The sequence below is a fragment of the Cupriavidus nantongensis genome (assembly GCF_001598055.1).
Taxonomy (GTDB): Bacteria; Pseudomonadota; Gammaproteobacteria; order Burkholderiales; family Burkholderiaceae; genus Cupriavidus; species Cupriavidus nantongensis.
The window spans coordinates 2,263,876-2,284,949 of record NZ_CP014844.1; the positions used below are offsets into that span (position 1 = coordinate 2,263,876).

19 protein-coding genes and 1 tRNA gene are annotated in these 21,074 nt (G+C 68.7%); 3 read left to right on the forward strand and 17 right to left on the reverse strand.

Annotation, left to right across the window (positions count from 1 at the left end):
* Positions 1 to 47 precede the first annotated feature (47 nt).
* The 6 genes from A2G96_RS10615 to A2G96_RS10640 form a co-directional block, all read right to left on the reverse strand.
* A complete protein-coding gene (locus A2G96_RS10615) occupies positions 48 to 917 on the reverse strand; it encodes a phosphodiesterase (protein WP_062799083.1) in 870 nt (289 codons plus the stop codon).
* Positions 914 to 1,999 carry an ABC transporter ATP-binding protein gene (locus A2G96_RS10620; protein WP_062799085.1) on the reverse strand — a complete coding sequence of 362 codons (1,086 nt, stop codon included), beginning with the start codon at positions 1,997 to 1,999 and terminating at the stop codon, positions 914 to 916. The genes A2G96_RS10615 and A2G96_RS10620 overlap by 4 nt, the downstream gene beginning before the upstream one ends.
* Entirely contained in the window at positions 1,992 to 2,912 is a 921-nt protein-coding gene (locus A2G96_RS10625) for an ABC transporter permease (protein WP_062799087.1), read from the reverse strand. Before A2G96_RS10625 ends, A2G96_RS10620 begins: the two co-directional genes overlap by 8 nt.
* Positions 2,913 to 2,920: 8 nt before the next feature.
* The gene (locus A2G96_RS10630; RefSeq protein WP_062799089.1) at positions 2,921 to 3,754 is read right to left on the reverse strand and encodes an ABC transporter permease; all 834 of its coding nucleotides are present in this window, start codon (positions 3,752 to 3,754) and stop codon (positions 2,921 to 2,923) included.
* 55 nt (positions 3,755 to 3,809) lie between these two features.
* Positions 3,810 to 4,832: an ABC transporter substrate-binding protein gene (locus tag A2G96_RS10635; RefSeq protein ID WP_062799091.1), complete on the reverse strand. Its 1,023-nt coding sequence runs from the start codon at positions 4,830 to 4,832 to the stop codon at positions 3,810 to 3,812.
* Between the two features lie 97 nt (positions 4,833 to 4,929).
* Positions 4,930 to 6,015 carry a LacI family DNA-binding transcriptional regulator gene (locus tag A2G96_RS10640; RefSeq protein WP_062799093.1) on the reverse strand — a complete coding sequence of 362 codons (1,086 nt, stop codon included), beginning with the start codon at positions 6,013 to 6,015 and terminating at the stop codon, positions 4,930 to 4,932.
* Positions 6,016 to 6,332: 317 nt separating this feature from the next.
* Between A2G96_RS10640 and A2G96_RS10645 the strand changes: the two genes are divergently transcribed.
* Both A2G96_RS10645 and A2G96_RS10650 read left to right on the forward strand, forming a co-directional pair.
* Positions 6,333 to 6,409: transfer RNA gene (locus A2G96_RS10645), tRNA-Asp, on the forward strand.
* 302 nt (positions 6,410 to 6,711) lie between these two features.
* Positions 6,712 to 8,646, forward strand: coding sequence for a SurA N-terminal domain-containing protein (locus tag A2G96_RS10650; RefSeq protein WP_062799096.1), 1,935 nt, complete (start codon positions 6,712 to 6,714; stop codon positions 8,644 to 8,646).
* A 578-nt stretch (positions 8,647 to 9,224) separates the two neighbouring features.
* On the opposite strand, the gene A2G96_RS10655 is transcribed toward A2G96_RS10650, so the two are convergent.
* Positions 9,225 to 9,911: an arylesterase gene (locus tag A2G96_RS10655; protein WP_062799098.1), complete on the reverse strand. Its 687-nt coding sequence runs from the start codon at positions 9,909 to 9,911 to the stop codon at positions 9,225 to 9,227.
* Here A2G96_RS10655 and A2G96_RS10660 point away from each other — a divergent pair.
* Positions 9,910 to 10,608, forward strand: a complete 699-nt coding sequence (locus A2G96_RS10660) for an ABC transporter ATP-binding protein (protein ID WP_062799100.1) — start codon at positions 9,910 to 9,912, stop codon at positions 10,606 to 10,608. The genes A2G96_RS10655 and A2G96_RS10660 overlap by 2 nt on opposite strands.
* Before the next feature lie 16 nt (positions 10,609 to 10,624).
* On the opposite strand, the gene pgi is transcribed toward A2G96_RS10660, so the two are convergent.
* The 10 genes from pgi to A2G96_RS10705 form a co-directional block, all read right to left on the reverse strand.
* Entirely contained in the window at positions 10,625 to 12,268 is a 1,644-nt protein-coding gene (gene pgi, locus A2G96_RS10665) for a glucose-6-phosphate isomerase (protein WP_062799102.1), read from the reverse strand.
* A gap of 206 nt (positions 12,269 to 12,474) precedes the next feature.
* On the reverse strand, positions 12,475 to 14,064 hold the full coding sequence (locus A2G96_RS10670) for a bifunctional ADP-dependent NAD(P)H-hydrate dehydratase/NAD(P)H-hydrate epimerase (RefSeq protein ID WP_062799104.1): 1,590 nt from the start codon (positions 14,062 to 14,064) through the stop codon (positions 12,475 to 12,477).
* A 29-nt stretch (positions 14,065 to 14,093) separates the two neighbouring features.
* Positions 14,094 to 15,401: a D-amino acid dehydrogenase gene (locus A2G96_RS10675; protein WP_062799106.1), complete on the reverse strand. Its 1,308-nt coding sequence runs from the start codon at positions 15,399 to 15,401 to the stop codon at positions 14,094 to 14,096.
* Between the two features lie 46 nt (positions 15,402 to 15,447).
* Entirely contained in the window at positions 15,448 to 16,758 is a 1,311-nt protein-coding gene (locus A2G96_RS10680; protein WP_062799108.1) for a TRAP transporter large permease, read from the reverse strand.
* Complete coding sequence (locus A2G96_RS10685) at positions 16,758 to 17,309, reverse strand: TRAP transporter small permease subunit (protein WP_062799110.1); 552 nt, start codon at positions 17,307 to 17,309, stop codon at positions 16,758 to 16,760. The genes A2G96_RS10680 and A2G96_RS10685 overlap by 1 nt, the downstream gene beginning before the upstream one ends.
* An 87-nt stretch (positions 17,310 to 17,396) precedes the next feature.
* Positions 17,397 to 18,362: a TRAP transporter substrate-binding protein gene (locus A2G96_RS10690; RefSeq protein WP_062799113.1), complete on the reverse strand. Its 966-nt coding sequence runs from the start codon at positions 18,360 to 18,362 to the stop codon at positions 17,397 to 17,399.
* Between the two features lie 125 nt (positions 18,363 to 18,487).
* Complete coding sequence (locus A2G96_RS10695; RefSeq protein ID WP_062799115.1) at positions 18,488 to 19,873, reverse strand: amidase; 1,386 nt, start codon at positions 19,871 to 19,873, stop codon at positions 18,488 to 18,490.
* A 126-nt stretch (positions 19,874 to 19,999) separates the two neighbouring features.
* Positions 20,000 to 20,218 (reverse strand): DUF2188 domain-containing protein, encoded by a 219-nt coding sequence (locus A2G96_RS32385; RefSeq protein WP_082818909.1) that lies wholly within the window; start codon positions 20,216 to 20,218, stop codon positions 20,000 to 20,002.
* A gap of 186 nt (positions 20,219 to 20,404) precedes the next feature.
* The gene (locus A2G96_RS10700) at positions 20,405 to 20,686 is read right to left on the reverse strand and encodes a hypothetical protein (protein WP_062799117.1); all 282 of its coding nucleotides are present in this window, start codon (positions 20,684 to 20,686) and stop codon (positions 20,405 to 20,407) included.
* A gap of 2 nt (positions 20,687 to 20,688) precedes the next feature.
* Positions 20,689 to 20,937, reverse strand: coding sequence for a hypothetical protein (locus tag A2G96_RS10705; RefSeq protein ID WP_062799119.1), 249 nt, complete (start codon positions 20,935 to 20,937; stop codon positions 20,689 to 20,691).
* Between the last annotated feature and the right edge of the window lie 137 nt (positions 20,938 to 21,074).

Here is a 21,074-nt window from a genome sequence, read left to right on the forward strand (position 1 = left end):
TTGCCCATACGCATCAATGACACCGCCGACTCTCGGTGCAGGCTGCCTCAGTCGATCAGCTTCCCCTGCGCATCGAAGAACGGATAAGCAGGCCCATGGTCCCCGATGGCAACGGCATGGGTGACCAGTCCGTGCACGGGATGCCACCAGTGCAGCAGCATGCCCGGCGGCTCCATCCGGAAGCGCGAAGCCGCCTGCGGATCGAGGTCCAGCGCGACCTGGTGCGCCGGGCCGGGCGCGGTCATGGCGATGGTGCCGCCGAAGCGCCGGGTGATATGCCGATGCAGATGGCCGCACAGCACCCGCTCCACCTGTGGATGGCGTCGCACCACGGCCTCGAGCAGCGCGGCGTTCTCCAGGCCCTGCTGGTCCATATGGCCGATGCCGGTGTGGAAAGGCGGGTGATGCAGCATCAGCAGCGTGGGGCGCTGCGGGGCAGCGGCCAGCGCGGATTCCAGCCATGGCAGCGCATCCGGGTCGACGCGCCCGCCGCTATGGCCGGGGACGGTGCAGTCGAAGGCGATCAGCGTCAAAGGCCCCGCGTCGATGCGGTAATGGACCGGGGCGTCGCCATCGCCCGCGGCGAACAGATAGGCGTGATCGGCGTGATCGGAAAATACGCGGCGCAGTGCGCCGCGGCTGTCGTGATTGCCCGGCATCAGCCGCACCGGTATCAGCAAGGAGTCAAGGATCCCGCGCAGAAAGCGATATTCATCCTCGCTGCCGAAGTCGACCAGGTCGCCGGTCACCACCGCAATGTCGGGGCGCTGCGGCAACGCCAGCAGCGTGTCGATGCACTGGCGCAGGGCGCCTGCGGTATCCACGCGCCGGTAGGAGAGCTTGCCGCCCGCCTTGATATGCAGGTCCGTGATGTGGGCGACCAGGTAGGGAGTGGCCGAGGGGGCGTTCTGCATCATGCCGCGCTCCCTACTGACACCGAGGGCGCAGCGGGCACCGTCAGCAGATGGCCAGTATCGATACGCAGGCCAACGCGGTCGCCGGCTACCCAGCGGTCGCGTCGCGCGGTATCGAGCACGATCGGGGCCGGTGCGCCGACATCGACCAGCAGCCGGGTCGCATGGCCAAGGAACAGGGCCGTGACGACACTGCCGGCCACATGGACGTCGGGCGCATTCGGTGCGTCGGCCAGCGCTACGTCCTCGGGCCGGAACATCAGCTCCACCTGCTCCATCTCGATGGGCCGCGGCTCACGCGGCAAGGCGCCACCAGGCACGCGCCATACCTGGTGATCCGCAGCCGCCGGCAAGCGATTCATCGAGCCGATGAAGTCGGCGACGAAGGCATTGGCCGGATGCCGGTAGATGTCCTGCGGCGTGCCGCTTTGCGCGATGCGGCCCTTGTCCATCACGATGATGCGGTCGCCAAGCGCCATCGCCTCGGCCTGGTCGTGCGTGACATACACGGTGGTGATGCGCAGGCTGCGCAGCAGCTGGTTGATGTCGGCGCGCAGCGCATCGCGCAGCTTGGCATCGAGCGCGGTCAGCGGTTCGTCCAGCAGCAGCACACGCGGCTGCACGGCGATGGCGCGCGCCAGCGCCACGCGTTGGCGCTGGCCCCCGGACAGCTGGTCGACGCGCCGGTTGGCGAAGGCGCCCAGCTGCATCATGGCGAGCATGTCGTCGACCCGGCGCCGGCGGGTCTGTGCGTCGACCTTGCGCACGCGCAGGCCATAGCCAATATTCTCGGCCACGGTCATATTGGGGAACAGGGCATAGTTCTGGAACACCATGCCGACACCGCGCTGTTCGATCGGCAGATGCGTGACCGCTGCGCCGCCGAACAGGACCTCGCCGCCCGGATCGGGAAATTCCAGCCCCGCGATCATCCGCAGCGTGGTGGTCTTGCCGCAGCCGGACGGACCGAGCAGCACGACAGTTTCGCCGGCACCGATGTCCAGGTCCAGTGGTTCGAGCGCGCGCGTGCCGTCGGGGAAGGTCTTGCCGCATTGGCGCAGGGCGATGGTGGTGGGCTCATGCATGGCGAGGGGCCTCCGTCTGTGGCTGGGATTGCGGCGTGCTGTCCGGTCCGGCTGGCGAGTTCAGCGAAGTGGTGACCGTGCCGGCGAACGGCATGGCCGTGTCCTGCACCACATGTCGTTGGGTCCGGGCACCCAGCGCGGACACCAGTTGCATGATCACCAGCAGCGGAATGATCATCAGGAAAAACACGATGGTGTAGGCAGAGCCGATCTCCAGGCGCATCGAGGCGTAGCTGTCGGCGAGCCCGACCGGAAGCGTCTGCGTGGTGGGCGTATGGAGCATCCAGGTCAGGTTGAATTCGCCGACCGAAAGCGTCACCACCATCAGCGCGCCGGCGAGTATCCCTTGCCGGCAATTCGGCAGCACCACGGTGAAAAAACGCTGCATGCGGGTCGCGCCGAGACTGGCGGCGGCGTCCTCGAGCGTGCGAATATCGATGGCGGACATGATGGCCAGCACCGAGCGCACCATGAAGGGCAGCGTGAACAGCACATGCCCGATCAGGATGAAGACCCAGCTGGTGCGCAGCCATGGCAGGCCGCCATACAACAGGATCAGGCCGAGCGCGGTCGCGAGTCCGGGGATCGCCACCGGCAACATCAGCAATTCCTCGATCAGCCGGGTCACGCGGCTGCGGCGCAGCGCCATGTAATAGGCGGCTGGAACGCCGAGCACCAGCGTGCAGAGCAGGCACGCCAGCGCGATCCATAGCGACAGGAAGATGGTGTTGCGGTACAGGCCCCACACTTCCTCGACCCAGCGCGTGGTCAGGCCGCTCTGCAGCCCGACGAAGATATTGTTGGTGAGGCCGGCCAGCACCGACAGCGCCACGGGGACAGTCATGAACGCGCAAACGGCGAGCGTCAGTGCGAGTTGCGCCCAATAGGCGGAGCCGCGACGGTTGGTCTTCATGCTTGCTCCTACGCGGTGGCGGCAACCGCGTTGCCGGAAAGATGACGCGCCACCGCCAGCAGCGCCCAGGTCACGACACCGAGCAGGATGGACAGCGCGGCGGCCATGCCGAAGTTGGCGTAGTTGGTGAACTCGTTGTAGATCGTGAGCGGAAGCACGTCGAGTTGCGTGGCAAGGGTAAAGGCGGTGCCGAACGCGCCCATGCTGGTGGCGAAGCAGATCGCGCCGCTGGAGATCAGCGCGGGCATCAGCGCGGGCAGCATCACGTCGCGCACCACGCGCCAACGGCCGGCGCCCAGTGAGCGGGCCGCTTCCTCCAGCGAGGCGTCGAGTTTTTCGACCGCCGCCATCACGGTCAGGATCACGCGTGGAATCGAGAAATACAGGTAGCCGACGAACAACCCGGCCATGCCATAGGCAAAGGTCCAGCGCTCGCCGGCGAGCAGGTCGCCCACCGATGCGAGCAGGCCGTTGCGCCCGCCCAGCATGATGACCATGAAACCGATCACCACGCCGGGGAAGGCCAGCGGAAAGGTCAGCATCGCGACCAGCACCGGCTTGCCCGGCACCGGATGCCGCTGCAGGAAGGTGCCCGCCACGCCGGCGATCGCCAGCGTGGCCAGCGTCACCGAGGCCGACAGCAGCACCGTGGACAGCAGGCTGTGCAGGTAGCGCGGGCTCGACAGCACGGTCCAGTAGACTCCCGCGCCGTTTTCCCCGGCCACGCTGACCGCCAGCAACTTGGCCATCGGCAGGCAGAAGAACGCCAGGAAAACGATCAGCGCCGGCAGTGCGAAGACGATCAGCGTGCGGGCGGTTGGCGCAGTGGTGCGACGGCGCATGGGTTTCTCCATCTTGAGAGGGACTGGCCGGGGCGACGCGCGCCCCGGCGCGGCGTCAGCGCACTTCCTTCAGGTACTGGTCGCTGAAGGTCTTTTGCACTTCGGCCATCTTGCCGTAGTCGATGGTCTTCGCGCGCGCATAGTCCGAGGCCGGCAGGAAGCGGGCCTCAACTTCCTTGGACACTGCCTTGGCCCGTACCGGGCGCAGATACGCATTGGCCCAAAGCGACTGGCCGGCGTCGGACAGCACGAAGTCCAGCACCTTGCGGGCTTCCGCAGGGTGCGGCGCCTTGTTGACCATGCTCATGACGTAGGGCACCACCAGCGAGCCCTCCCTGGGAATCACGAAGGCAACGTTGGCGCGATCCTTGTAGCGCGCGCGATAGGCGTTGAAGTCGTAGTCCAGCAGGATCGGGATTTCACCGGACAGCACGCGCGCGTACGCGGTCTGCTTCGGCACGATGGGCTGGTTCTTCTGCAGGTCCTTGAAGAACTTGAGGGCCGGGCCGAAGTTGTCCAGCGAGCCGCCCAGGGCCTGGTTGATCGCCACCGCGCCGACATAGCCGACAAAGGCGCTGGCCGGGTCGAGATAGCCGACCATGCCCTTGTACTCGGGCTTCTGCAGGTCGGCCCATGACTGCGGCACCGGCTTGCCGCGCAACGCGTCGACATTGACCATCAGGCCCAGCGTGCCCGAATGGATGGCAAACCAGTGGCCCTGCGGATCCTTCAGGCCGTCGGGAATGTCATTCCAGTTGGCGGGCTTGTACGGGGCCGTCACGCCTTCCTTCTGCGCCTGGATGCCGAAGGTCACGCCGTAATACACCACGTCGGCCACCGGATTGGCCTTTTCCGCGACGATCTGGGCCAGCGACTGGCCCGAGTTCTTGTTGTCGTGCGGCACCGTGACGCCGGTCTTCTCCTTGATCGCGCGGATCTGCGCTGCCCAGTCCGCCCATTCCGGCGGGCAGTTGTAGCAGATTGCCGTTTGCGCGGCCGCGGCGTGGCTGAATACGACCGCGCCAACCGTGGGCAGCAGCCAGCGCAAGCGGCGCAGCCAGGACGAAGTCGATTGCATGATGCACTCCTTTTCTAGATACGACGGTGGTGGAAAACGACGTAGGGAAAACGGCATAGGACGCGGCGATGTCGGCGCTGCTTAGGTTGCAGTGCCGCTAGGCCGGCGGCCCGACGGTAGCGCCTTCGCGCAGCGCGTGCGGCAGCAGCGTCGCGCGCGGCAAGCGGGGGTCAGGCGCGGCCCCGGCGCTGGCTGGCTCCAGCCGCGCCAGCAGGCAGCCCAGCGCACGGGCACCGATCTCGTTGTTAGGCTGTGCCACGGTGGACAGCGGCGGTTCCAGCAACTGGCCGAGTTCGATGCCGTCATAGCCCAGCACGGATACATCGCCGGGCACGGACACCCCCAGGCGCTTCAGGATGGCAATCACACCGATCGCCAGCATGTCGTTGGTACAAAACAGCGCGGTGGGCGCGGATGGCGCCGTGACGAATTGCCGGATGCGCTCGACCTCCGCCGGCGTGTGCGTGGGCGTATGGGCTGGCAGGGACAGCGGCGGCAACGGTTGCAGGCCATGCGCGCGCATCGCGTCCTGGTAACCCATGTGGCGCTGCCTGGCGCGGTCGGACGCGACGAAGGCGCCCGACACCACCGCGATGCGCCGATGCCCGGCAGCGATCAGCGTCTCGACGCCGGCGCGCGCGCTGACGCGGTTGTCCACCGATACCGAATAGCGTTTGCCCCGGCGCGCTGCCTGGTTGTACGCCAGGACATAAGGCACGCCTTCGGCATCCAGCTGTTCCAGCACCGCGCTGCGGGCGGCATCGGCCACCGTCAGCACCAGGCCGTCGACGCGGTGACGCAGCAGATATTCGATCCGCTCGCGTTCACGGGCCGGGTCGTAGCGGCTGGTCACCAGCATCAGCGAATAGCCTTGCGCCAGCGCCGCTTCCTCGATGCCGTGCCAGCATTCGGCGAACACCGCATTCTCGAGCGTCGGCAGCATGACCCCCACGATGCGCGAGCGCTGGGCCCGCAGCTTGGCACCCAGCAGGTTGGGGCGGAAGCCAAGCTCACCCGCCGCCTGCAATACGCGCTCGGCAGTGTCCTGGCGCACCAGCTCCGGATTGCTGAACACACGCGAGGCGGTCGCCAGCGACACGCCCGCGGCCCTGGCGACATTGACCAGGGTCGCGCCATTGGATGGCGCGGGCGGAGCGGCGAGGGCGGTGGCGTTGCGGCGCATTGGGCAGTAGTCGGAATCAGTGCAGGAGCTAGCAGCAGTCGGTGCAGAAGAAAATGAAAACGTTTTCATTCAAGCCGCAAAAAAACGGGTGTCAAGGACAACCGTTGGTGCGGTGCGCCGCCAGACATCCGGCGGGGTCGTGCAATTGGCCTGGAAGGCCGAACGAGGGCGATTGTGCGGGGCGCAAGTGACAGCGGGATGACACCAGGAGCCAGATTTACGTGTCCCCGTATTGCGCGGGTCCGGCAACATACGCTATAGTTCGGCCTCTCTGCTGCAGCGCAGGTACGAAAGAGGCTGCAGCAGGCACCGACACAGGAGTGGTAGTTCAGTCGGTTAGAATACCGGCCTGTCACGCCGGGGGTCGCGGGTTCGAGTCCCGTCCACTCCGCCAGTATCAAGGAAACGCCCGCGCCAGCGGGCGTTTTTCATTTTGCGGAGTGGAGGAAGCCGCCTGCGCGGCTTCCGGCGGGAATCGAAGGGCTGCGCCTGCAGGCGCAGCCGCGGCCTGCGGTACGTAGGCGAGTCCCGTCCACTCCGCCAGTATCAAGGAAACGCCCGCGCCAGCGGGCGTTTTCATTTGCGCCATGGCGTTGCGCCGTCATGTTCGCCACCCTGCACAAAGGGCGCTTGCCCACCGGCTCCTGATAGAATCGCGGAGTTTGTCTTTCGTGCCAATCCACTACCCGAATCCGCATGCTTGATTTCGTACGCAACAACCGGCGCCTGATGCTCTTGCTGCTGCTGGTGCTTGTTTTCCCGTCGTTCGTGTTCTTCGGCGTGGAAAGCTATTCGCGCTTCATGGACAGCTCGCACGATGCCGCCAAGGTCGACGGCCGGGCCATCAGCGTGCAGGAGGTCGACAACGTGGTGCGCGACCAGAGCGAGCGCGCGCGCCAGATCCTGGGCGCCAACTATGACCCGCGCCAGTTCGAGGGCCCGGAGGCACGCAAGGCCGTGCTCGAGCAGCTGATCCAGCAGCGCGTGATGGCCAATGCGGTGGCCAGCGAGCACCTGACGGTGTCGGACGCCAGGCTGGTCGAAGAGATCAACAGCCTGCCGGCGATTGCGCAGCTGCCGCGCGGCAAGGACGGCAAGATCGACGACAAGGCTTACCTGCAGTTGCTGCAGTCGCAGGGCATGACGCCCGAGCAGTTCGATGCGCGCATGCGCTTCGAACTGGCCACGCAGCAGCTGGGTGGGTCGATTGCCGCGACCGCGTTCGTGCCAAAGTCGCTGATCGAGCGCCTGATGGCGGTGCGCGACCAGCAGCGCGAGGTGCAGGCGCTGCTGTTCAAGCCCGCCGGCTACACCGCCAAGGTGCAGCCCGACGCCGCCGCGCTGAAGGCCTACTATGACAGCCACCAGCAGGACTTCTCGGTGCCGGAGCAGGCCAAGGTGGAATACCTGGTGCTGTCGGGCGAGGCCCTGGCCGCGTCGCAGGCGGTGACGCCGGAAGAGCTGAAGTCGTACTACGAAAGCAATATCGCGCGCTTCCGCGTGGACGAGCAGCGCCGCGCCAGCCACATCCTGATCAGCGCGCCCAAGGATGCGCCGGCGGCGCAGCGCCAGGCCGCCAAAGACAAGGCGACCAAGCTGCTGGAAGAAGTGCGCAAGCATCCGGACAGCTTCGCCGACGTCGCGCGCAAGAACTCGCAGGATCCGGGTTCGGCCGAGAAGGGCGGCGACCTTGGCTTCATGGGCCGCGGCGCGCTGGTCAAGCCGTTCGAGGACGCCATGTACGCGCTCAAGGAAGGCCAGATCAGCGACGTAGTCGAGACCGACTTCGGCTACCACATCATCAAGCTGACCGGCACCAAGCCCGCCGAGACCAGGCCGCTCGAGGCCGTGCGCACCGAGCTGGAAGCCGAGCTGCGCAAGCAGTTCGCCGACAAGAAGTTTGCCGAGCAGGCCGATGCCTTCGGCAATACCGTCTACGAGCAGGCCGACAGCCTCAAGCCCGCCGCCGACAAGTTCAAGTTGACCATCCAGACCGCCGACAACGTCACGCGCCAGCCGAATCCGGCACTGGGCGCGCAAAGCCCGCTGAACAACGAGAAGCTGCTCAAGGCGCTGTTCAGCGACGACGCGATCAAGAACAAGCGCAACACCGAAGCCGTGCAGGTCGCGCCCAACACGCTGGTGGCCGCGCGCATCGTCGCGTACCGCCCGGCAACCGTGCGCAAGTTCGAGGAAGTCGAAGCCCAGGTGCGCGAAGGCTATGTCGCGCAGCAGGCGGCGGCGCTGGCGCGCAAGGACGGCGAGGCGCGCCTGGCCGCGCTGAAGCAGGCCGACAGTGCCGAGGGCTTTGGCCCGGTGCAGACGGTGTCGCGCACCAAGGCCGAAGGCATGACGCCGCAGGCCGTGGAAGCCGTGATGCGCGCCGATGCCGCCAAGCTGCCGGCGCTGGTCGGTGTCGACCTGGTCGCGCAGGGCTATGCGGTCTATCGCATCACCAAGGTCAACCAGCCGGCGCAGGCCAACCCGGCCCAGCGCCAGGCCGAGGCCCAGCAGCTGGCGCAACTGGCCGGTCAGACCGACCTGCAGGCCTTCTATGAAAGCCTGAAGGCGCGCTCCAAGGTCAAGCTGCTGACGCCGGCGGGTGCGACGCAGGAGCAGGGCGCCGATTGATCGGCGCCAGGCCGGCGCGAGGCCACGCTGAAACGGAAACCCCTGCTGCATGGCAGGGGTTTTTGTCATCATCACCGAACGGGGGGTGATGTGAGGGCGAAGCAGTGATGCAGCGATCGACTTCGTGGATGCGCCGGCCCTCACCCCCGCCCCTCTCCCGCAAGCGGGAGAGGGAGCAAACAAGCGGGAGGAAACATGCTGTTGGGATCGCACGCGACAGCGCCGTGCGAGCGCAGCGACGCACTCCGTGCCCGAGCCGTAGACCTGAGATAGGGAGCGCGCGCAGCGCAGCCGAAGGCGTCCCACCGACAACGCACTTAGAAGGCTGCCACCGACCTAAAGTCGGGTTCGTCCATCCGCCCTCGAACGCCAGGCACCTCCAGGTAGCGTCAGCAGGGTCGAACCACCAACCGCCGGACCGCAAGTCACCACCGCTGGAACCACCAACGCCGCCTTAGCCAGCCGCTTAGGCGACGCGCTCTTTGCCTCCTTTCTGTCGCTCGGACAGAAAGGAGGTCGCCGGCTACGCCGGCGAAACAGCCGCGCCCGCCAAGCACGACAACCCAATCACAACCCCCTCACTTGCCCTCGCTTCTCCTCAGCAATGGCTTGAGCTGCGGCCACACCGTCTCGAGCAGTGCCGGCTGCGCCGCCGCGGTCGGATGAATGCGGTCCGGCTGGAACCAATCCTGCCGCGCGATCACCTGGTCAAGGAAGAACGGCACCAGCCGCACCTTGTATTCATTCGCCAGCCTGGGATAGAGCGAGACGAACTTTTCGGTGTAGTCCTGGCCATAGTTTGGCGGGATGCGCATGCCGATCAGCAATACGCTGGCGCCGGCCTGCTGCGCCGTGGTGACGAGGTTGCGCAGGTTGGCCTCGGTGGACTGCAGCGGCAAGCCGCGCAGCGCATCGTTGGCGCCCAGCTCGATCACCACGATGGCGGGGCGGTGCCGCGACAGCAACTCCGGCAGGCGGGTCTTGCCGCCAATGGTGGTCTCGCCGCTGATGCTCGCGTTGACGACGCTATAATCGAAGCGCTCTTGCCGCAGCCGGTCCTGCAGCAGCGTGACCCAGCCCGCGCCGCGCGCGATGCCGTATTCGGCCGACAGGCTGTCGCCCAGCACCAGCAGCGCCGGGGCCTTGGCCGGGGTCGTGGCCTTTGCCTGGGCCTGGGCCTGCGCCGGTCCGGCAGCCGAAATCGCCAGCGTCATGCCGGCTGCCAGCAGCAGCCTGCGCTTTCTTCCTCGGATCCCTATATCCATGTCTTCTTCCATTCTTGCAGTCGAATCCCTTGGAAAGACCGTAGCCGACACGACCGGTTCGCTGACGATTTTGCACGACGTGACGTTTTCCGTCACGCCGGGCGAAACGCTCGCCATCGTGGGCGCGTCCGGATCCGGCAAGTCTACGCTGCTGGGGCTGCTGGCCGGGCTGGACCTGCCCAGCACCGGCACGGTGCGGCTGCAGGGCCAGGACCTGTATGCGCTGGACGAGGACCAGCGCGCCGCGGTGCGCGGCCGGCATGTCGGCTTCGTGTTCCAGTCGTTCCAGCTGGTGGGCCACCTGACCGCGCTGGAAAACGTGATGCTGCCGCTGGAACTGCGCGGCGAAACCGCGCAGGTGCGCGAGCGCGCGGTCGACATGCTGCAGCGCGTGGGGCTGGGCGCGCGCCTGGGCCATTACCCGCGCACGCTGTCGGGCGGCGAGCAGCAGCGCGTGGCGCTGGCGCGCGCCTTCGTCGCGCGCCCTGACATCCTGTTCGCCGACGAACCGACCGGCAGCCTCGATACCGCCACCGGCGAAGCAGTGATCGCGCTGATGTTCGAACTGAACCGCGATGCCGGCTCGACGCTGGTGCTGGTCACGCATGACCGCTCGGTGGCGTCGCGCTGCGGGCGCGTGCTGACCATCGACGCCGGCCGCGTGGCCAGCGACGAATGGATCGGCGCCGAGGTCTAGGTCTGGCGGCTAGGGGCTAGCTGGCCGCGCCCGCCTGCAGCACCGCGCGGGCGCGCGCGATCAGCGCGGCGGTGGAGGCATCGTGCTGGCCGGTGGCGGTGCCGGCCAGTTCGGCCTCGATCGGCCGCGCCAGGATCTTGCCCAGTTCCACGCCCCACTGGTCGAACGAGTTGATGCGCCACACCACGCCCTGCACGAAGGTGCGGTGCTCGTACAGCGCAATCAGCGCGCCCAGCACATTGGGCGTCAGGTCCTCCATCAGCAACGTATTGCTGGGGCGGTTGCCGTCGAACACCATATGCGCGATGCGCACCTCGTCCTTCAGCCCGGCGGCGCGCAGTTCGTCGGCGCTGCGTCCGCGCATCAGCGCCTCGGCCTGCGCAAAGCAATTGGCCAGCAGCTTGGCGTGATGGCCCGGCAGCCGGCGCGGCGGCACCAGCGGCGCGACGAAATCGACCGGCACCACCTGCGAGCCCTGGTGGATCTGCTGGAAGTAGGCATGCTGGCCGTTGGTGCCGGCCGTGCCCCACACCACCGGCGAGGTATGCGCACGGACGGGCTGGCCGTCGAGCTGCACCGACTTGCCGTTGCTCTCCATCTCCAGCTGCTGCAGGAAGGCGGGGAACAGCTCCAGCGAGGTCGAGTAGGGCGCCATGCAGCTGGTGGGCAGGTTCCAGAAGTTGCGGTACCAGATGCCCAGCATGCCGAGGATCACCGGCATGTTGCGCTCCAGCGGCGCGCTGCGGAAATGCTCGTCCATCGCGCGTCCGCCGGCGAGCAGGTCGGCAAAGGCATCGAAGCCCACCGCCAGCGTGATCGACAGGCCCACCGACGACCACAGCGAAAAGCGTCCGCCGATCCAGTCCCAGAATTCGAACATATTGGCCGGGTCGATGCCGAACTCGCGCACCGCCTCGGTATTGGTCGAGACCGCGACGAAGTGCTTGGCCAGGTCCTGCTCGGCCACGCCGCCGGCGACAAACCATGCGCGCGCGCTGTGCGCGTTGGCCATGGTCTCGAGCGTGGTGAAGGTCTTGGAGCAGACGATCACCAGCGTGCGCTGCGGATCGAGCCGCACCAGGGTCTCGGCGAGGTCGGTGCCGTCGACGTTGGAGACGAAATGCATGCGCGGCGCGGTATTGCCATCGGCATCGGCGAGATGCGCCAGCGCCCGGCACACCATGCGCGGCCCCAGGTCGGAGCCGCCGATGCCGATGTTGATGACATCGGTGATGCGCTCGCCGGTCGCGCCCTTCCAGGCGCCGCTGCGCACGCGCGCGGAGAAGTCGCGCATGCGCGCCAGCACCTGCTGGATGGCCGGCACCACGGCTTCGCCGTCGACCTTGTAGCCGGCGCCGGCGGTGGCGCGCAGCGCCACGTGCAGGGCCGCGCGGTCTTCGGTGGTGTTGATATGCTCGCCCGCGAACATCGCGTCGCGACGGTGGGTGACGCCGGCCTCGGCCGCGAGCTGCATCAGCAGGCTCATGGTCTGCGCGGTGATGCGGTTCTTCGAGTAATCGAGATAGAGGCCGGCGGCCTCGAGCGAGCATTGCGCGACGCGCTGTGCGCCTTCGCGATCGAACCAGTCGCGCATCTGGGCGTCGCGAAGGGTGTCATGGTGCCGCAGCAGGGCGTTCCAGGCGTGAAGGTCAGTGGGCATGCAGGACTAGCGTGCAGGACTGGCGGGTTGCAGGGCGCGAGCCGCGGGGCATTGCCGGCTTGCAAGACGGAGCGGTAAGTATATCGCCAGCGATCGCGGCATCGCGGCTCGCGGCGGCGTCATATCGTTACCACTTGCAACATAACAGCCGGGGCGCGGCGCAGGTATCGGATGTTGTCTGACGGCAGGTGCGGCGAACGCGCGACTCACGTGCGCGCTGCGCTCAGCAACTGGTTGAATATTCCGCGTGCCGGTGCATACAGTTCGCTGGCGGTGACGCCTGCCGGGCCCGTGCCTTGCTCGACCAGCACATCGGCGGCACGGCCGTGGATCCACACCGCCGCCTGCGCCGCGGCCAGCGGCGCCATGCCTTGCGCCAGCAGCGCGCCCAGCATGCCGGCCAGCACGTCGCCGGTGCCGGCGCTGGCCAGCGCCGCGTTGCCGGTGGGGTTCAGCGTCCACGGGCTGCCGTCGGGCGCGGCGATTACGCTGCCCGATCCCTTCAGCACCACCACCGCCTGCCATTGCGCGGCCAGCGCCGCGGCGGCGGCGGGGCGGTCGCGCTGGATCTCGGCCACCGGCACGCCCATCAGCCGCGCGGCTTCGAGCGGGTGCGGCGTCATCACGGTGGCCGCGCCGCGCGTGGCGAGCGCGCCGGCCAGGGCGGGATCGGACGCCAGCAGGTTCAGCGCATCGGCATCCAGCACCAGCGGCTGGGTCGCGGACTGCAGCAGCCGCGCGAACTGCTGGCGGGCGTTGGCATCGGTGCCCATGCCCGGGCCGATCACCAGCGCCGACATTGAAGCGAGCGCCAGTGCGTCGACCGCATGCAGCATCAGTTCGGGATGCAGCGGATCGAGCAGCGGTGCCGGCTGCGCCAGGAAGCCGATATGCACCTTGCCCGCGCCGAGCCATTGCGCCGCGCGTGCGCCGAGCAGCGGCGCGCCGGTCATGCCGAGGTTGCCGCCGATCACGGCCAGCGCGCCATGCGTGCCCTTGTTGCTGGCGTGGCGGCGGCGCGGCAGGGCGGCACCGAACAGCGCGGGGCCGTTGACCAGGCCCTGCGGTGTTTCGCGCGGGGGATAGTCCAGGCCGATCGGCGCGATCTCGACCGCGCCGGCGCAGTCGCGTCCGTCCAGCGTCAGCAGGCCGGGCTTGGCGGCAATGAAGGTCAGCGTGCGCTGGGCGCGCACGGCGGGCGTGCCCGCGCCGGTGTCGGCGGACAGTCCGCTGGGGATGTCGAGCGCAAACACCGGCAGCGCAGCGCAGTTGAGTTGGGCGATCCACCACGCCATGCGGCCCTCGGCGGGACGATTCAGGCCGATGCCCAGCAGGCCGTCGACGATCGCGGCGGTGCCCGCGGGCCAGTGCGCGTCACGGCTGGTGTCCGACTCCGCCATCACGCTCGACGGCACGCCGGCGGCCTGCGCCTGCTGCCACGCGGTGGCGGCATCGGCGGGCAGGCGCTGCGGATCGGCGGCGAGCCAGACCTGCACCGCACGCCCGGCGCGATGCAGCTGCGTGGCGGCGACCAGCGCATCGCCGCCGTTGTTGCCGGGACCCGCCAGGAACAGCAGCGGCCCGTCGGGCGCATGGCAGGCAAGCCAGCGCGCCGCCGCCGTGCCGGCGCGCGACATCAGCGTGAAGGCCGGCAGCTGCGCCAGCGCAGCGTGCTCGAGGCGGCGGATCGCGGCGACGCCGTAGAGCGGCACCGGGGCCGGCGCGGCCGCATCGAGAGGGAGCCAGTCTTGATCGTGGTCGGTGGGCGTGATGGCGGTGGCGGCAGGGCGGGTCATGTCGGGCTCAATTCGGGCTCGATTCGGGCTCAATTGGCCGGCCCCAGCCCGTAGCGGTCGGGCAGCAGGCCTTCCATGTCGATCTCCGGACCGCCGCGGCCGGCGCCAGCGCCAGCGCTGGCGGCGATCTGGTCAGCCGCAATCTTGCCTGATCCGCAGCTCATCGCCCAGCCCGTCGAGCCATGGCCGAGGTTCAGGAACAGCCCTGGCACCGCGGTGGGGCCGATCAGCGGCGGGCCGTCGGGCAGCATCGGCCGCGCGCCGGCCCATTGCGTGGCCTCCTGGTAGTTGCCGGCCACCGGGAACCAGTCGCGCGCGACCTTGATCAGCGTGTTGAGCGCGGCGGGACGCAGGTCGAGCCGGCGCGAGCCCAGTTCCGCCGTGCCGGCCACGCGCAGCCGGTTGCCCATGCGCGTCATCGCGACCTTGTACGACTCGTCCATCAGCGCGCCCAGCGGAGCCTGCAGTTCGTCGCGGATCATCACCGTCACTGAATAGCCCTTGACCGGATACAGCGGCACGCGCAGGCCGAGCGGGCGCAGCAGCGCGGCGCTGTCGGCGCCGGCGGCGACCAGCACGCGCTCGGCACCGAGCACTTCCGCCGCCCCCTGGCCGCCGGGTTTCGACAGCTCGAGCTCCAGCTTGCCGGCCTGGCCGGGCCGCAGGCGCGCCACCTGCGTGTCGAAGCGGAACGATACGCCGGCGGCCTGCGCATGCCGCTGCAGCGCGCGCACGAACATCGGGCAGTTGCCGGATTCATCCTCGGGCAGGTGCAGCCCGCCCGCCAGCGGCGTGCCGGCGGCCAGGCCCGGTTCGATCCGGCGGCATTCGGCGGCGCTGACCAGCCGGTGCGGCACGTTGTTCTCGCGCAGCAAAGCGATGGCGGGCCCGGCCAGGTCCAGGTCGCGCGCGCTGCGGAACAGCTGCAGGTAGCCCTGCGACTGCTCGTAGTCGATCTCCAGCTCGCTGCGCAGCCGGTGCAGGCAGGCGCGGCTGTAGAAAGCCAGCCGCTGCATGCGCAGCTTGTTGGCGCGATAGCGTTCCAGCCGGCATTCGCGCAGCCAGCGCGCGATCCAGCGCCACATCGCCGGATCGGCGGCGGGGCGGAACAGCACCGGCGCCTCGCGCGCGAACAGCGTGCGCAGGATCTTGGCCGGCATGCCGGGCGCGGCCCAGGGCGTGACGTAGCCGGGCGCGATCACGCCGGCATTGCCGAAGCTGGCTTCCTGCGCCGGCGCGCCGCGGCGCTCGAGCACGGTCACGTCGAAACCGGCCTGGCGCAGGTACCACGCGGAACTGACGCCGATCGCGCCGGCGCCGATGACGATCACATGCATCGCTGCGGGAACCTTCCTCGCGTGTCCGTTGCCATGCCGGCCAAGGCTACTTGACCTCCTGCTGCATGACCGCGTCGGGCAGCCAGGTCACGATGGCGGGCCAGATCGTGACGATCGCGATCGCCACCACCATCATCATGAAGAACGGCAGCGAGACCCGCGCGATATAGTTGCTGTCCTTGCCGGTCATGCTCTGCAGCACGAACAGGTTGAAGCCCACCGGCGGCGTCACTTCGGCAATCTCCACCAGCAGCACGATGAAGATGCCGAACCAGACCAGGTCGAAGCCGGCCGCCTGCACCATCGGCAGCACCGTGGCGGTGGTCAGCGCGATCATCGAGATGCCGTCGAGCGCCGTGCCCAGCACGATGTAGATCACCGTCAGCACCGCGATCAGCGCCCACGGCGACAGCTGCAGCGCGGCCACCCACTCGGCCAGCGCGCGCGGGATGCCGGTAAAGCTCATGGTCACCGACAGGAACGAGGTCGCGCCCAGCACGAACATGATCATCGCGGTCAGGCGCGTGGCCGACATCAGGCTGTCCCAGAACGCCGCGCGCGTGAGCGAGCCGCCCACCCACGCCAGCGCCAGCGACGCGACCACGCCATAGGCGGCGGCTTCGGTGGCGGTGGCGTAACCGGTCACCATGATCCAGGTGATGAAGGCAATCAGCACGATGCACGGCAACAGCTGGCGGAACGAGGCCAGCCGCGAGCGCCAGCTGTAATGCTCCGACGCCGGGGTCTTGTCCGGGTTGGCCAGCGCCCAGACCACGATGTAGCCCGAGAACAGCAGCATCAGCAGCAGCCCCGGGATAAAGCCGGCCAGGAACACGCGGATGATCGACACGTCCGCCGAGACCGCGTACACCACCATCGTGATCGACGGCGGGATCAGGATGCCGAGCGTGCCGGCGCAAGACAGCGAGCCCAGCGTGATGCGCTCGTCGTAGCCGCGCCGCGTCAGTTCGGGCAGCGCCGACTTGGCGATGGTGGCGCAGGTGGCCGCCGACGAACCCGACACCGAGCCGAAGATGCCGCAGCCCAGGATATTGACGTGCATCAGCCGCCCGGGCAGCCAGCTCAGCCATGGCGACAGCCCGCTGAACATCTGCTCCGACAGCCGCGTGCGGAACAGGATCTCGCCCATCCACACGAACAGCGGCAGCGACGCCAGCGTGTACGACGCGCTCGACGACCACCACGCATTGGCCAGGCTGACCAGCGCCTCGCGGTCGGAGAACACCACCAGCCCGACCCACGACGTGACCGCGATGGCCACGGGAATCCACGCGCCCAGCGCGAGGAAGACGATCAGCACCAGCAGCAGGATCAGTGCAACCACGACCGTGCTCATCAGACCGTCTCCCCGAAATCGCCGGCGGCCAGCTTGGCTTCCTGGGCCAGCTGGTAGCGCGGCTTCTGCCGCCGCACCACGCGCAGCCATTCATCCGCGACCGCCAGCAGGAAACCCGCGCAGCCCAGCACGGCGAAACTCTGCGGGATCCACAACGGGATCACGATCTGGCCCTGCGAGACATCGCCGATCTCCCAGCTCTGCCAGGCAAAGGTGCCCAGCGCCCAGGCCGCATACGCGGCGAACACCAGGCAGATGGTCAGCGACACCAGCTCCAGCAGCCAGCGCCGGCGCGGGCCAAGCGCGGACAGCAGCATCTCCACGCGCACGATGCCGCCATGCTGGAAGGTCTGGCCGAGCACCAGGAAGGCGGAGGCGGCGCACAGCCAGGCCACGATGTCGTCGCCGCCCTTGAAGATCACCGTGGTTTCGCGCGACAGCGACATCAGGATCATGATCAGGCAGACGGCAAGGATGCACAGCGCGCCGAGCGCGGCGAACAGGTCCAGCACGCGGTCGAGCCAGCGCTTGGAAGAGGGGGCAGTGGGCATGGTGGGCGGCGCAGGGAAAGGATGGGCTTCCTGCAACGCGGCCGGCGCGGCGGCGTTGCAGGCGCTGGAGTTGGTGGGCCCGCGGGCTTACTTGCGGTAGGCGTCGAGGATGGCCTTGCCGTCAGGGCCTGCGCTCTTGGCCCAGTCGTCGACCATGGTCTGGCCCAGCTTCTGCATGTCGGCCTTGAGCTGCGGCGACGGCTGCTGCACCGTCATGCCGTTTTTGGCGAGCGTGGCCAGGTATTCCTTGGTCTTCTGCTCCGACACCTGCCAGCCGCGCTTCTCGGCGTCGGCGACGGCCTTGAGCAGCGCGTCCTGGGTGGGTTTGTCGAGCGCGGCGAAGGCCTTCTTGCTGACCACCAGCATGTTCTTGGGCAGCCAGGCATCGACCGCATAGAAGTACTTCACGCTCTCCCACACCTTGGTGTCGACCCCGGTCGCGCCCGACGACATGAAGGAGTTGACGGTGCCCGTCGCCAACGCCTGCGCCAGGTCGGCGGCCTGGATCGTGACCGGCTGCGCGCCGACCAGTTCGGCGATGCGCGAGGTGGCGGGATTGTAGGCGCGCCACTTCAGGCCCTTCATGTCGGCGGCCGAATTGATCGGCTTGTTGGCGTAGATGCCCTGCGGCGGCCAGGCCACCGCGTACAGCAGCTTCAGCCCCTGCTTGTCGAGCACCTTCTCGGTGACCGGGCGCGAGGCCTGCCACAGCCTGTAGGCATCGGCATAGCTGGTGGCCAGGAACGGCACCGCGTCGACGCCGAATACCGGGTTCTCGTTGGCCAGCAGCGACATCAGGATCTCGCCCATCTGCACCTGGCCGGTCTGCACGCCGCGCTTGATCTCGTTGGCCTTGAGCAGCGACCCGTTGGGATGCAGCACGATCTTGAGCTTGCCGCCGGTGGCCTTGTCGACGTCGGCGGCCATCTGCTGCAGGTTCTCGGTGTGCAGGTTGGCGACGGGGTAGCCGGTGGGCAGGTCCCACTTGGTGTCCGCCTGTGCCGCCACGGCGGCCAGCATCAGCGTGGCCGCGATCATTGCCTTGACTCGCATCTCGATCTCTCCTGGTGTGCGCGCGGGGGCGCGGTTGTACAGCGGGTTGCGTACTACCTGGTGCCACGCGCGGGCCTGGCTCGGGGCCGGGCGCGTGGCGCAAGATCAGCGGCGCGGCGGCGGGCTCAGTCGTCGCGCGGTGACGGTTGCACGATGGGCTGCACGATGCGCTCCAATGCAAGCGCCGTGCCGAGCAGCGCGGCGTCGCGCATCGGCCCATGTGACAGCATCAGCCCCACCGGCAGCTCGTCCGGCGCGTGGCAGGGCATCGACAGCGAGCAGCCGTCGAAGAAATTGAAGGCGGAGGTATTGCGCAACAGCAGGGCATTGACGCGGAAGAAGTGCGCGTCATCGGTGCGCAGCGGCCCGATCTCGGGCGCCACCATCGGCACGGTCGGGCACACCACCGCGTCGAAGCTGGCCAGCCGGGCTTCCATGCGGGCGATCCAGTCCAGCCGCGCGCGGCCCAGGTCGATATAGTCGGCGGCGCTGATGCCGGCGCCGCGGTCGATGCGCGACGCCACGCGCGGGTCGTAGCGGTCGCGGCGGGCCGCCAGCAGGTGGCGGTGGATGGCATAGGCCTCGGCCGCGCTGAAGCCGCCGTGCGCGTTAAGCGCGGCCAGTTCGCCCAGTTCCGGCAGGTCGACATGCTCCAGCCGCACGCCGGCGGCCGACAGCCGGCCCAGCGCGCGGTCGAAGGCGCGCGCCACCACCGGGTCGAGATCGTCCAGCAGCAGCTGGCGCGGGATCGCCAGCCGCGTGGCGGCGGGATCGGTCACGCGCGGCAGCACCGCGCTGTCGGCGATCACGCTGTCCACCGCGATGCAGTCGGCCACCGTGCGCGCCATCGCGCAGGCGGTGTCGAGCGTGTACGACAGCGGGAAGGCTCCGGCCAGCGGCACGCGCCGCGCGGTGGGCTTGAAGCCGGTAATGCCGCACAGCGCCGCCGGGATGCGGATCGAGCCGCCGGTGTCGCTGCCGAGCGCGGCCACCGCCAGCCCCAGCGCCACCGAAACCGCCGCGCCAGACGACGAGCCGCCCGGGATGCGCGCGGCGCCATCGGTATCGCCGCCGCCGGCCGGATTGGCGGGCGTGCCGTAATGGGGATTGATGCCCACGCCCGAGAACGCGAATTCGGTCATGTTGGTGCGCCCGACCAGCGCCGCCCCGGCCGCGCGCAGCCGTGCCACCACGGGGGCGTCGGCGGCGGCCGGGGCGGCGTCCGCGCGCACCAGCGAGGCGGCGCGGGTGACCTCGCCGGCCACGTCATACAGGTCCTTGACCGAGACCGGCAGGCCCGCCAGCGGATGCAGCGCCTTGCCGGCGCGGCTGGCGGCATCGGCGGCGCGCGCCACCTGCGCGGCGGCGTCGAAGGTGCTGTGCAGGAACACGGCCTCGGCCGCCGGCGTGGCGGCCCGGGCCGCGGCCTGCTCGACGATCTGCGCGCGGCTGGTGGCGCCGTCGCGCAGGCGGGCGTTGAGGGTATCGAGGTCGGGAAGCATCGGAGGCATGGTCGGTACAGGGAGCCTCAAGGGTAGCAAGAACCCCTGCGGGGCGACAGATAGGGATCGCCCGCGCCGGACACCATGCGAGGTTGCCGCGCCGGCAGCGGCGCCGTCGCGCAACCGGCCGCGGCCTCAGCCCTGCGGTTCCTCGGGACAGCCTGCGGCCGCGCGCAGGTGCAGGCCACCATCGTGGCGATGGATATGCAGTTCGCCGTTCTCCCGCCGGGCCTGCGCCCATCCCGCCGAGATCGCGTCCTCGAGCGTCGGGTACCGTTGCGGTTGCGGAAAGCTTGCGCAGTCCAGCGCCCAGCCAGAGTCGACCGGTGTAACGCGAATGATTCGCGCTTGCATATTGCCTCCCGGGTCAGGGCGCAAAAAAAAAGCGCCCGCTACATGTAGCGGGCGGTCGAAGCCGGACGGGTGAACGCATCCGACCGTCGGATATTGCCGCGCCGTGGTCGCCATAGCATATCCCTACTCAAGAGGTAGCGTGGCAGAAATGCATCACGTCCTGACGTTTGGGGGGCGGCGGCAGTTTCAGGCGGGTTCCGCGCGGTAGGCCGACCAGTAGTAGTGGCTGTGCCGGTTATGGCGCGCGAGCTTCTTCACGATAAAGAGCCGGACCGTGCCGAGATGGCCGGCCTCGACCAGCACCTCATGGTGGTTGGGCGCATCCGCCGTGGCGCGCGGCAGCGTCTGCAGCGCGGCGGCGACATGGTGGCCCTGCACCTGCGCCAGGATGCCGTTGGCCCCGGGCACCGGATACTCGGGCGTTGCCGCCGGCAGGTGGCAGTTGGCCGCCCGTTTGCTGTTGCCCATGCCTACCTCCGCCCGGGCACGATGCGCACGCCGTCCCGGCAGACCTCGATCTGCGGCTGGTGGCCATAGGCGCGCAGCAGCCGCACATCGCTCCGGGCGGAAGCCGGAATGTCCTGGCGGCACGCCAGGGCGCTGCGGCTGATGTGATAGGCGCCGCAGCCGGGGCAGAGGTAGAGGTAGCCGCGCGGCGCGGCGCGCGTGCGCTCGGCAGCAGCGCCGCAAAGGGGGCAGTTCGCAGGTTCGGGCGACATGGGGGGCTCGGAATGATACTGTATGGATATACAGTATAGCGTCTCTGGCTGGTCTGGGAAGAGTCTGAGCCGGGGTGACGCCTGTCTGGCTCTCCGAGGGGGTAGCGGGCGCCCGAAATGTCGTTTTATTCGTGGTA

What these genes read in the sequence shown, in the direction of transcription:
- A2G96_RS10615 (WP_062799083.1), bottom strand. Translation starts at nt 917, where the DNA reads ATGATGCAGAACGCCCCCTCGGCCACTCCCTACCTGGTCGCCCACATC.
- A2G96_RS10620 (WP_062799085.1), bottom strand. Translation starts at nt 1,999, where the DNA reads ATGCATGAGCCCACCACCATCGCCCTGCGCCAATGCGGCAAGACCTTC.
- A2G96_RS10625 (WP_062799087.1), bottom strand. Translation starts at nt 2,912, where the DNA reads ATGAAGACCAACCGTCGCGGCTCCGCCTATTGGGCGCAACTCGCACTG.
- A2G96_RS10630 (WP_062799089.1), bottom strand. Translation starts at nt 3,754, where the DNA reads ATGCGCCGTCGCACCACTGCGCCAACCGCCCGCACGCTGATCGTCTTC.
- A2G96_RS10635 (WP_062799091.1), bottom strand. Translation starts at nt 4,832, where the DNA reads ATGCAATCGACTTCGTCCTGGCTGCGCCGCTTGCGCTGGCTGCTGCCC.
- A2G96_RS10640 (WP_062799093.1), bottom strand. Translation starts at nt 6,015, where the DNA reads ATGCGCCGCAACGCCACCGCCCTCGCCGCTCCGCCCGCGCCATCCAAT.
- A2G96_RS10650 (WP_062799096.1), top strand. Translation starts at nt 6,712, where the DNA reads ATGCTTGATTTCGTACGCAACAACCGGCGCCTGATGCTCTTGCTGCTG.
- A2G96_RS10660 (WP_062799100.1), top strand. Translation starts at nt 9,910, where the DNA reads ATGTCTTCTTCCATTCTTGCAGTCGAATCCCTTGGAAAGACCGTAGCC.
- A2G96_RS10655 (WP_062799098.1), bottom strand. Translation starts at nt 9,911, where the DNA reads ATGGATATAGGGATCCGAGGAAGAAAGCGCAGGCTGCTGCTGGCAGCC.
- pgi (WP_062799102.1), bottom strand. Translation starts at nt 12,268, where the DNA reads ATGCCCACTGACCTTCACGCCTGGAACGCCCTGCTGCGGCACCATGAC.
- A2G96_RS10670 (WP_062799104.1), bottom strand. Translation starts at nt 14,064, where the DNA reads ATGACCCGCCCTGCCGCCACCGCCATCACGCCCACCGACCACGATCAA.
- A2G96_RS10675 (WP_062799106.1), bottom strand. Translation starts at nt 15,401, where the DNA reads ATGCATGTGATCGTCATCGGCGCCGGCGCGATCGGCGTCAGTTCCGCG.
- A2G96_RS10680 (WP_062799108.1), bottom strand. Translation starts at nt 16,758, where the DNA reads ATGAGCACGGTCGTGGTTGCACTGATCCTGCTGCTGGTGCTGATCGTC.
- A2G96_RS10685 (WP_062799110.1), bottom strand. Translation starts at nt 17,309, where the DNA reads ATGCCCACTGCCCCCTCTTCCAAGCGCTGGCTCGACCGCGTGCTGGAC.
- A2G96_RS10690 (WP_062799113.1), bottom strand. Translation starts at nt 18,362, where the DNA reads ATGCGAGTCAAGGCAATGATCGCGGCCACGCTGATGCTGGCCGCCGTG.
- A2G96_RS10695 (WP_062799115.1), bottom strand. Translation starts at nt 19,873, where the DNA reads ATGCCTCCGATGCTTCCCGACCTCGATACCCTCAACGCCCGCCTGCGC.
- A2G96_RS32385 (WP_082818909.1), bottom strand. Translation starts at nt 20,218, where the DNA reads ATGCAAGCGCGAATCATTCGCGTTACACCGGTCGACTCTGGCTGGGCG.
- A2G96_RS10700 (WP_062799117.1), bottom strand. Translation starts at nt 20,686, where the DNA reads ATGGGCAACAGCAAACGGGCGGCCAACTGCCACCTGCCGGCGGCAACG.
- A2G96_RS10705 (WP_062799119.1), bottom strand. Translation starts at nt 20,937, where the DNA reads ATGTCGCCCGAACCTGCGAACTGCCCCCTTTGCGGCGCTGCTGCCGAG.